Source organism: Paenibacillus sp. NPDC058174 (assembly GCF_042883865.1).
Lineage (GTDB): Bacteria > Bacillota > Bacilli > Paenibacillales > Paenibacillaceae > Pristimantibacillus.
Map to the genome: position 1 here is coordinate 61,625 of NZ_JBHVUY010000005.1, position 11,787 is coordinate 73,411.

Annotated in this window: 3 protein-coding genes; 1 reads left to right on the forward strand and 2 read right to left on the reverse strand. The window is 52.4% G+C overall.

The features are described from left to right. Positions 1-34 precede the first annotated feature (34 nt). Positions 35-8,890, forward strand: coding sequence for a hemoblobin-interacting domain-containing protein (locus ACFVVF_RS22335; protein WP_387814416.1), 8,856 nt, complete (start codon positions 35-37; stop codon positions 8,888-8,890). Positions 8,891-9,135: 245 nt separating this feature from the next. On the opposite strand, the gene ACFVVF_RS22340 is transcribed toward ACFVVF_RS22335, so the two are convergent. Beyond that, positions 9,136-10,446, reverse strand: a complete 1,311-nt coding sequence (locus ACFVVF_RS22340) for a glutamate-1-semialdehyde 2,1-aminomutase (RefSeq protein WP_387814417.1) — start codon at positions 10,444-10,446, stop codon at positions 9,136-9,138. A gap of 106 nt (positions 10,447-10,552) precedes the next feature. Further along, positions 10,553-11,602: an LCP family protein gene (locus ACFVVF_RS22345; protein ID WP_387814419.1), complete on the reverse strand. Its 1,050-nt coding sequence runs from the start codon at positions 11,600-11,602 to the stop codon at positions 10,553-10,555. Positions 11,603-11,787 lie beyond the last annotated feature (185 nt).

Here is an 11,787-nt window from a genome sequence, read left to right on the forward strand (position 1 = left end):
GCGCTTTCAAATAACCGAAGGAGGCTGCAGCATAATGAAATGGAAGAGAAATGCAACGAAAAAGCTGGGCAGGAAAATTGGGGCATTCGCACTTTGCTTGACGATGTTAGCGGGTTACATACCGGCAGTTCAAGCGTCATCCGCAACGGCCGGCGAGCCGGATGCAAGCTTAAATGGACACTGGGCTTCAGCGCAGGTCAGCAAATGGTCGTCGAAAGGGCTTGTCAGCAGCTACCCGGACGGACAATTCAAACCGGATAAGCAGATTACTCGCGCAGAGTTCGTCAAGCTGGTTAACACATTGTTCGGATTTCATGCCAAGGGAAAAGAAGGGGCAGCCGGTTTTTCCGATGTAGGGAACAAAGCCTGGTACGGGGAGCAGGTCGATATCGGCCGCCAAGCGGGCTACATCGCCGGATACCCCGATGGCACCTTTAAACCGGATCAGGCCATCGCAAGACAGGAAGCCGCTTCGATTGCTGCTAGCCTCTTTCATGTGAAGAAGGCAGGAGAGACTGGCTCCTTGGATGGATTTGGCGATAACGCGAAGGTAGCTGCTTTTGCCCGCGAGGCGCTTTCCGGCCTTGTATCCGGCGGTTACATGAAAGGCTTTGCCGATGGCACGATCCGGCCGCAGCAGCCGATTACAAGAGCAGAAGCGGTCGTGCTGCTGGATCGTTTGGCAGGGGAAATCTATACCGGGAAAGGAACATTCGGCGAGAAAGCGACAACGCTGGCAAGCGCACTGATTAATACAACAGACGTCAAGCTGGAGCAAGCAACGATTAATGGCGGACTGATTCTTGCGCCGGGTATTGGCGAAGGCGATGTGACGCTCAAGGGAATTCAGGCGAAGGGCACCGTGTATGTGAACGGCGGCGGCGTGAACAGTATTCATGTAATCGACTCCAACGTGAACCACATCGTGATTCATCGAACGGATGGTCCGGTGCGCGTCGTCTTTTCCGGTGATTCCAGTGCGGATACGCTGGATATTGAGACGAATGCCATAATTGAAGCAGGCAAAGACTCGGATATCGGCAAGGTACACAACGGATCGGGTTCTGCGACCTTCAATGGTGAATCACTGAAGGACGGCGATAAGTTTGAGGTGAAGCAAGGCGTACCGGTTCGCAATCAGCAAGGAGGCTCAGGGTCTGGGTCAGGATCAGGAGGTTCCGGTACGGGTTCAACGCCAACTCCAAGCTCAACAGCAACTCCAAGTGCCACTCCTGGTCCAAGCACCGGGCCGTCGGCAAGTCCGAGCCCAAGTGCTACTCCAGATCCGAGCACTGGACCAAGTCCAAGTCCATCGGCAACCCCGAGTCCAGGCCCTGGTGAACAGGATTGGGACCTCGTGTGGAGCGATGAGTTCGACCGGTCAGGCAGCAATCTGGACAGCAATGGTGTCGATCTGGACAAATGGGGCTACCAGCTTGGAACGGGCTCGCAATACGGCCTGGATGGCTGGGGCAATCAGGAGCAGCAATATTATCGTTCGGAAAATATGATCGTTGAGGACGGAAAGTTAGTCATTACCGCTAAAAAAGAAGGCTTTGGCGGCAAAGACTATACGTCCGGCAGAATTTATACACAGCCGACCTTTACGAAGGCGTATGGCAAATTCGAAGCGAAGATTACGATGCCAGTTGGAAATGGGCTGTGGCCTGCATTCTGGATGATGCCGGCGGATAGCGAATACGGCGTCTGGGCAACTTCGGGCGAGCTGGACATTATGGAAGCGAAGGGGCGTCTGCCTGGCGAGGTTGGCGGCACGATTCATTACGGCAGAACATGGCCGGGCAATAAGAGTACGGGCGCCACTTATCATTTTGAAGAAGGCAAAAGCATTGCGGAGGAGCACGTCTACGGCGTGGAGTGGGAGCCGGGCGAAATTCGCTGGTACGTAGACGGCGAAGTTTATCAAACGCTGAACAATTGGGACAGCACCGGTCCGGATAAGCCTGCGAAATATGCGTATCCGGCACCATTTGACAAGCCGTTTTATATGATTCTGAACTTGGCGGTAGGAGGCACGTTCGATAATGTCGCCGTCGATGATTCCAAAATTCCTGCGCAGATGAAAGTCGATTACGTTCGTGTCTATGAGAAAAGCACGCCTTATCTCAATCCGTCTCAGGAGCCGGTTGTAGAGAAGGAGCCGCTCCCCGAGCCGCATAAAGAAGCGATTAACGGTAACTATGTGCATGATGTTGCCTATAACGAACCATTCAATATTGTGGCAAGCGCGGGTGCGCAGCTGAATACGGAGAATTGGAATTTCGTTCATATGCCTGATTTCTCCGGCAACGGCAATGTGTCGGTCGATACGGTGAACGGCCAGCGTTTTGCCAAGGCTGATATTAGCGCAAGCGGTAATGCGGCGCATTCGGTTCAGCTTATTCAGAACGTAACTGTTGGCAAAGGAAGATGGTATAAGCTCAGCTTCGACGCCAAAGCTTCTGCCGCTCGTCCGATATCAGCTAAAATTGGCGGCGGTGAAAACCGTTCATGGACGACGTATTCGGACAGCATCACTTTCAATCTGACAACTGAGCCGCAGCGGTATGACATGACGTTCCGCATGACGGAAAACTCGGATACGTTGGCGCGGCTGGAGTTCAATCTGGGACTGAATACAAATTCCGTCTGGATCGGCGGAGTGAAGCTGGAGGAAATCGAACCGCTTGATCCGTTTAATGAGCTGCTGCCTAAGGAGCCATTGGCCGGCAACTACATTTATAACGGCAGCTTCGATCTTGGCCGGATGGACCGGATGACCTATTGGAATTTCGATGTGAAGGCGGGCGCGTCTGCCGCAGCCTCGGTTGATCCTGAGGCTCGTGAATTGCTTGCCTCAATTGCGAATGGCGGTACTTCGGCTGATGCGATTGCTTTGTCGCAGCGGGGACTGAAGCTGCAGGCGAATAACACTTACAAATTGACTTTTAAAGCAAGCGCTGATGCGAGTCGAATGATCGTTGTAGCTATTCGCAAAGCAGATGGCACGGATATCGTTGAGCCGGTTCCGGTATCCTTAACATCAGCTGCAGCCGAACATGAAGTGCTGTTCGAAGTGGGAGATGCGGGTGATTCCAACGGCAAAATCGTCTTCTTGCTGGGAGGCTATAATGCCAATGTCTGGCTCGATGATATTACAATGGTCAACCTTACAGCTGCAGAGGCTGAGCTGCCGCTTTCCGAGCAGTTTCCGGTGAAGAACGGCGACTTCTCAAACGGCAAGGAAGGATGGACGGACTTTGTTCTCGGCCGTTATGAGAATAACAGCTCCAGCGCCAACTTTACGACAGCGACTGATGAGATGAAGATTGCAATTGCGAATGAAGGCACTGCTGATTTCAACGTCATGCTGATGCAGAACGACTTCCAGCTTCGCGAGGGTAAAACGTATGTCGTGACGGTGACGGCCAAATCTAGCACCGCCAGAGAGACGGAAATCGTCATCGACGATGCTTCCTATACCAAATATGTCTCGCAAAAGGTACAGCTCACGAACGACTACCAGACCTTTACTTACGAGTTTAAGCCGAATGCTGACGTACTCGCTTCCTTCAAGCTGCTGCTTGGCAAACTGAGCGGCGCGAATGCGCTTGGCGCGCATGATGTGTACATTAAACAAGTGCGCGTGGAGCAGAAGGGAGCGCGTGACAAAGCGTTCCTGCTTAAAAACGGATATTTCACCGACGGTTTCGAGCATTGGGGCAAGCATGTTCAAGGCGATTATGACGGCGATTCACGGGCAGTTATTGCCGCAGCCGGAGGAGCGCTAAAGGCTGCAATTGCCAACACAGGAGCCAACCCATGGGATATTCAATTGTCGCAAAGCGGCTTGGAGCTGAAATCGGGCAAAACCTATCTTGTAACCTTTGACGCCCGTTCAACGCTGGCCCGTCAAATTGAAGTGATAGCGGAAAATGCCGTCTATCATCGTTATCTGAATCAGCCGGTTCGGATCGAAGAAACGACAAACAGCTATTCCTTTGAATTCACAATGCCGCAGGATGATACGGCAGCTTTGAAGTTTTTGCTCGGCCAGCCGCAAGAAGCCGGGGAGAAAATTTCAGCAGCGCATGATGTATTTATCGATAATGTGCGCTTCGAGCTGAAAGGTGCGAAGGAAGCGGCAGGCGAGAAGGCTGCAACCGCCAATCAAATTCGGCTCACTGCTCCTCCTGCTTTGTTAGAGGATGCGGACGGCAATTCGGTTGGCGAGACCATCGCTGTAACGTTCACGAACAATGCTGCATCACAGGCATGGCTGACCGCCATTACTGCGGTGAAAATCAACGGCAGCCTGGTCGATAGCGGCAGCTATACGGCAAGTCCCGGCAAAATCGAATTTATCCCGGCTGTTTTTCCAGCCGCAGGCAACTATAACATCGTGATCAGCGCCGCAGGTTATGAGCTTGCCTCCGTACGCCAGCATATTGAAGCTGAGAATATGTGGAGCCTCACTTGGTCGGATGAATTCGATAGTTATGATCCATCTGCAAACGTGGATACGAATGGAATCAATCTGGACAAATGGGGCTATCAGCTTGGCACAGGCTCGCAATATGGCCTTAGCGACTGGGGCAACGGCGAGCTGCAGTATTACCGCCCCGAGAACCTGACGGTGGAAGACGGGAAACTGACGATCACAGCGCGCAAAGAGAACTTTGGCGGGAAAGGCTATACGTCGGGCCGGCTTTGGACTCAACCGACGTTCACACAAGCCTATGGCAAATTCGAAGCGAGAATGAAGCTGCCGGAAGGCCAAGGCTTATGGCCTGCATTCTGGATGATGCCTGCCGACAGTGAGTATGGCGGCTGGGCGTCATCGGGCGAGCTGGATATTATGGAAGCGAGAGGAAGATTGCCGGAGGAGGTTGGCGGCACGATTCACTTTGGCAAAGGCGCGCCGAACAACCGCAGCACGGGCAAAGCTTTCATTTTCCCGGATGACGGGAAAATTTCGGACTTCCATACGTACGGTGTGGAATGGGAGCCGGGGGAGATCCGCTGGTATGTGGACGGAGAACTCTATCAGACCGTTAACAACTGGCATAGCTGGGGAGCAGATCAGCCGGATAAGTATGCATTCCCGGCTCCATTCGACAAACCGTTCTATATCATTCTGAATCTTGCAGTTGGCGGCGTCTATGACGGCAACAGACTGCCCGATGATTCGAAGATTCCCGGCGAGATGGTGGTGGACTATGTCCGTGCCTACGAGCTGACAGGCAGACCTTACAAAACGCCGGTCGAGCCGTCGCTGGACAAAGAGCCGATGCCGGCAGACGCGAAGCCTGCAATCGACGGCAACTATATCTATGATCCGGCATTTCTGAAAGGCTTGAAGGATATCGATACGGCCGATAAACCGCTGGACAGCTTGTATTGGAACTTCCTTCATACGCCAGCCTTTGGCGGAGCAGGCTCGGCTTCGGTAGAAGGGGGCTTTGCCAAGGTCGACATTACGAGCGGCGGCAATGCCACGCATGCACTCCAGCTTATTCAATATGCGACGCTCGTTAAAGGGCATATGTATAAGCTCAGCTTTGATGCGAAAGCGTCCGGCGACCGCAGCATTAGTGTCAAGCTGGGAGGCGATGAGGACAACGGCTGGGGAGCGTATACGGACAATTATAGCGTTCCGTTAACGTCAACAACCGGACATTACGAGTACCGGTTCCAGATGACGGCGGACACCGACCCTACCGCTCGTCTGGAGTTCAACCTCGGCGGCAACACGAAGTCGGTATGGATCGGCAATGTGAGGCTTGAAGAGGTTGATGAGCTTGTGGATTTGGACGGAGCGAAAGCGCCGATGGGGAATGGCGAGCATGTGTACAACGGCAGCTTTGATCTCGGTACGATGGACCGGATGAACTACTGGAAGCTGGAGGGTGCAGACGGTTTCGTCGATGCTTCGCGCAGACAGCTGGAAGTGTCGATTCCGCAAAGCGGAGCAGATGTTAATGCCGTTAAGCTGCGGCAAAAGGGTATTAACTTGCAGCAGAGCGATACGTATGAGCTGACGTTCTGGGCTAGCGCTCCTGCTGCTCGAACACTGGGCGTTGAGCTGAGAAGCAAAGACGGCGCTTCGCTCTATGCTTCGGAAGCGGACATCGCGATTGGAACGACGCTGGCGAAGCATACGCTTCAATTTGATATGGAAGACGGTGTAACCGACCCTGAAAGCCAATTGATCTTCCTGCTTGGCGGTCAGGCGGGTATTGTCATACTGGATCAGATCAGCTTGATCCGGCTGACGGACCGCAATGTCGATTTTAGCGGCATCGATCTTTACCCGATTCAGAACGGCGACTTCTTCGACGGATTAAACCACTGGGAGACCTATACGGAGGGGGCAGCCAGCTATTCTTCCATTAATGGAGAAGCTAGCATTCAAATATCGAATACAGGCGCCAACACCTATTCCGTAATGCTTAGCCAGTCGGGCTTGAAGCTCAAGGAAGGATTGAATTACGAGCTTTCCTTCGATGCGAAATCAACGGCAGCACGCGATATTCTGCTTACGCTCGAAAATGCAGGTTATCAGCGCTATGCATCGAGCTCCTATTCTCTTGGAGCGGGCGTTTCGCACTACACCTTGAAGTTTAGAATGCCTGCCGACGATACGCTGGCTTTGAAGTTCCAGCTCGGCAAAACTTCAAACAGCCCTGCAGGCGCGCATACGATCACAATCGATAACGTGGTGCTGAAGGTGAGGAATGCGCCGCTGCTTCAGGCTCCGACTGTCGTAGCAGATAAGACGGACAACAAGGTCGGCAATGCCATTACGATCGCTCATGCGGGCAATAGCAGCTGGCAGCAAGCATTAACGGGTATTGAGGTTAATGGTACGGCGCTGGCAATTGGAGATTATGAGGTTGAACAGAATGCGGTCGTCATTCATTCCAATGTTTTTAGCCATGACGGCAATTACGAGATTCATCTGAAAGCAGCCGGCTATGTCGATGCTGTCATTCGCCAAGCGATCTATCCGTCAGACGGCAATCTGATCTTGAACGGCGACATGTCGAGCGGCAAGTCAGCTTGGGAGTATTGGACGGAAAATGCCGATTACTCGGAGTATACCGTCGAGGATGGAAAGGCACGTCTAGATATCCACTATCACGGGGGTATTCACCCGGAGTGGAATGTGCCAGTCAGCTGGTCGACGCAATTTATGCAGTCGGGAATTAAGCTGGAAGCTGGCAAGGCATATGAGCTTAGCTTCCGTGCCTGGTCCTCGGTTAATCGTCCGATCGAAGTGGAGCTGACCGGCTATAACAACGGGGAAAAAGCGGCATTCAGCTTAACAGGCGACGATTCCGTAGTGCATAAGAAAACGCTGATTCCGCAGGCAAATACGACCTTAACGGTCAAGTATTTGCTCGGCAACATCATTATCGGCGATCAAAGTGTGCCAAGCGGCAGCCATACGATTTATATCGATGATGTCGTATTGAAGGAAGTGCCTGCTGGCCCAGTTGTTGCGGCAGATAACACGGATAACAAAATCGGTCAGAATATCGAGCTGACCTTTACCGATCAGCCGGCATGGCGGGGGGCTATCACGACAATTACCGTCGATGGCATTGCGGTTGATCCGGGCAAACGGGTCATTGAGCCTGGCAAAATCACATTGGACGCATCATTGTTCACAGCAGTGAAGAACTATTCAATCATTATTAAAGCGAACGGTTATGGCAATACCGAGGTTACGCAGCCGATCAAGACGAACGCAAGCAATGTAGCACTTAACAAAACAGCAACGGCATCTTCCAATGTTCAACCGGCAAGCAATGCAGTTGACGGACGGGGAGCTGGACCAGGCGGAACCCGCTGGGAGAGCGCAACGTCCGACAATCAGTGGATTGCTGTCGACCTGGGCCGGTTGTATGCGCTGCAGAGCGTCGTTCTAAGCTGGGAAGGCGCTTTTGGCAAAACGTATAACGTCCAAACCTCCGTTGCAGCCCAGCCTGGAGAGGGAGACTGGACGGACGCCTATACAGAAACGAATGGCAAAGGCGGAATTGAGACTATTCCGTTAGCCGCAGCTGAAGCAAGACATGTCCGGATTCTCGGACAGACGAGAGGTACGATCTACGGTTACTCGCTTTGGGAGCTGGAGGTGTATGGAACGCTGGTTGGCGCTCCGGACCCTGAGCTGCTGGTTCCTCCGGCCGTAACAGCCGACACAACCGACAACAAGCTGGGAAGACCAATTGAGCTGACCTTCACGACAGATGCGGCATGGGAGGCTGCCATTTCGAAAGTGCGATTGAATGGAGCTGAGCTGACAGCGGGCGTGGATTATAGTGTTGCTCCGGGCAAGATCACATTGTCTGCCAGCCGCTTTAATCAATCGGGAAGCTTTACCGTTGCAATAGAGGCTGAGGGTTATCGGACAGCCGAGATCGTACAGGTAATAGCAGCTGAAATCAATCTTGCGCTGAACAAGGCCGTTACAGCCTCCAGCAGCAATACGAATTTCGATCCGAACGTAATGACGGATGGAAACAGGCAGTCACGCTGGGAGGCGAAGTGGGAGGACAATCAAGGAACGCCGATGAATCCGGAGTGGATTGTCGTCGATTTGGGCAGTGTCCAGTCTCTGTCGAAGCTGGTTCTCGTATGGGAGGCGGCATATGGCAAGACCATCGCCATTCAAGTTGCTCAGCCCGGCGACGACATTTCAGCGGAAAGCACAGCCTGGCAGACCGTTGCGACGGCAAGCAGAGAGCTGCAAGCTGAAGCGAGAACCGAAACGATCGCTTTGAATGAAGGAAGCGCGGGACGTTACATCCGTATCTACATTACTGAAAAAGGGTTTGCTCCTTACGGGCCGTCCTTGTACGAAATTGAAGCCTATTCGTAAAAACAAACAAACGCGCGCCGAGTCCGGCGCGCGTTATTTGTATGGAAAGCGATGATTAATGCAATAAAAAATAGTTATACACATGTGGATAGCCTGATGCAAATACGCTGATTTCCGGTATTGTTTTGCACATGTGCATAGAAAATGAATGCAAAGCGTGGTGCAAGCCGGAAATCGGAGCCCAGCAGCTTCGTTACCCCCAGATTGTCCGTTATTTATGAACAGATGTGAATAAAGGGGGCTTTCTACAGTCTGGAAAGCGCATAGTCGGCAGCGGCGATTGTCGCTGCGATATCCTCTTGCGTGTGGGCAATTGTTAAGAACCATGCTTCGTATTTCGATGGCGCGAGATTGACGCCCTGATCCAGCATCAACTTGAAGAAACGTCCGAACAGCTCGCCATCGGTATCCTGCGCCTGATCATAGTTCGTTACGGGATGATCGCAGAAATGGGCTGAGAAGGAGCCGCGGATGCGATTAATCGTAAGCGGTACGCCGTGCTTCGATGCCGAAGCTGTGAGCCCTTCTGCCAATTCAGCTGCCAGCCTGTCCATCCGCTCGTAGATGCCCTGTTCTTGCAGCACCTCCAGACAAGCGATACCGGAGGAGATCGATGCAGGATTACCTGCCATCGTTCCAGCCTGATAGGCGGGACCAAGCGGAGCTACCTGCTCCATGATATGTTTCTTGCCGCCGTAAGCGCCAATAGGCAAGCCGCCGCCGATAACTTTGCCAAGGGCGGTCAAATCCGGCTCAATTGCCGCGAAATCAGGGAAGGCAGCGAAGGTTTGCGCAGTGCCGTAATGGAAACGGAAGGCGGTAATAACTTCATCGTAAATGACAAGCGCGCCAGCCTCACGGGTCATGCGGCATAAGCCCTCGAGGAATCCGGGCTCTGGCATAACCATGCCGAAATTGCCGACGATTGGCTCCACCATAACAGCGGCCGTCTCATCACCCCAGCGCTCCAATGCGAGCTTAAGCGAGTCCAGATCATTGAAAGGCACAGTAATGACCTCTTGGGCGATGCTGGTAGGAATGCCGGCGCTGTCGGGAATGCCGAGCGTCGAAGGACCGGAACCTGCCGCGACAAGCACAAGATCGGAGTGGCCGTGATAGCAGCCGGCAAACTTAATAATTTTATTGCGCTTCGTAAAAGCGCGAGCGACACGGATTGTCGTCATGACAGCCTCTGTGCCGGAGTTGACGAACCGTACTTTGTCCAGCGAAGGAATCGCTTCCTTCAGCATGCGCGCCAGCTTGATCTCCAGCTCGGTAGGCGTGCCATATAGGACGCCGTTCTGTGCGGCGCGAATGATCGCTTCTGTAATATGCGGATGAGCATGTCCAGTAATGATAGGGCCGTAAGCGGCAAGATAATCGATGTAGCGGTTATCGTCTACATCCCAGAAATAGGCGCCTTCCGCCCGTTTCATAAACACCGGCGCACCGCCGCCTACCGCTTTGTACGAGCGGGAAGGGCTGTTGACGCCGCCGACGATGTGTTCCAGCGCCTCGTTGTATAACGTTTCAGAAGTTGTGCGTTGCATAGCCATATCGATAAATCCTCCTTCGGGAATGTTGGATATTACGCGGCAAAAACGGCCTCATTCCCAGTATGGAATGAAGCCGTTTCAAGCCATTGAACGTTATTTCTTGCGGTTAGTTCGTGCCCGTTGTGCCGCTATTCGTGCTGCCGCCCTCGGCATCTGGTGAAGGAGAAGGCGTCGCTAGCGTTTCGTCCTCAGCAAGCTTTTCCTGCACGAAAGTAAGCAGGTTATCCTTGTTCTTAACAGCCAGTACAGATGCGCCGCCAACGTTCTCGTCAGCGATCATATCCATCGGAGGAACCTGTGCGGTACCTGCTACATGGCTCTCTACGCCAAGCTGTCCAAGCTTGAGCATATCGCTCACTTCCAGATTCGTCTCGATGTAAGGGGAGACGCTCTGCAATATTTTTTGCATTTTCAAAATGTTCCAAGTCGATTGAAGCTCTTTCGCTACCGCCTGCAGCAGGTTGCGCTGGCGTTCGGTACGAGTGAAGTCGCTCATCGCATCGTGACGGAAACGCACGTATTGGAGCGCCTTGTCGCCGTCCAGCAGCTGATAGCCGGCTTTCAAATCGATGTCGTATTTATTTTTATCCGCTTTATCGGTATAGTGCATATCCTTCTCAACATCGAAGTTAACGCCGCCAATCGTGTCGATCAGCGCTTTGAATCCCTCGAAATCGGTATACACATAATATTGAATGTCCAGGCCAAGCAAGTCGCCTACCGTCTTCATGGCAAGCTGTGGTCCTCCGAGCGTAATGGCGGTGTTAATCCGGCCTTTGCCTCGCCCATCAATGTCGACGTAAGTGTCGCGGAGAACGGAAAAGAGATGAGCTTTTTTCGTAACGGGATCAAATGATGCTACCAATATGGAGTCGGAACGCGGTACTTCATTTTTTTCCAAGCCGCGTGCATCGCCGCCAAGCAATAGAATGTTTACACGTTCTTTGCCTTCCCACTTAGGAGTAGCTACTGTCGGATTGTCTTCAAACTGTCCGAAACGGGATTCTTCCTTCGGTTTGCTGAAGCCATCCAGTTGTTTATATATACCGGATCCCCAGACTATTGCCGCAGTAACGACAAGAGCAAGAACGACCAGAATACCGGTAAGGATCCAAATCCATGGACGCCTTTTCTTTGTTGGCTGTTTTTTGCGCATGATGGTACAAGTGCTCCTTTCAGCATGTAAACCTAATATGTGGTTTGTGGTCTTGCCGTTTACGCTTCGCAATATCTAATGTAATATTACATATCATAAAATTATAAAGCGGAACGTCATTAGGAATCAAGTTTTATCATTTACAATGGGAATATCTCGCAATTTCCCGGGAAATGTCGACCGTT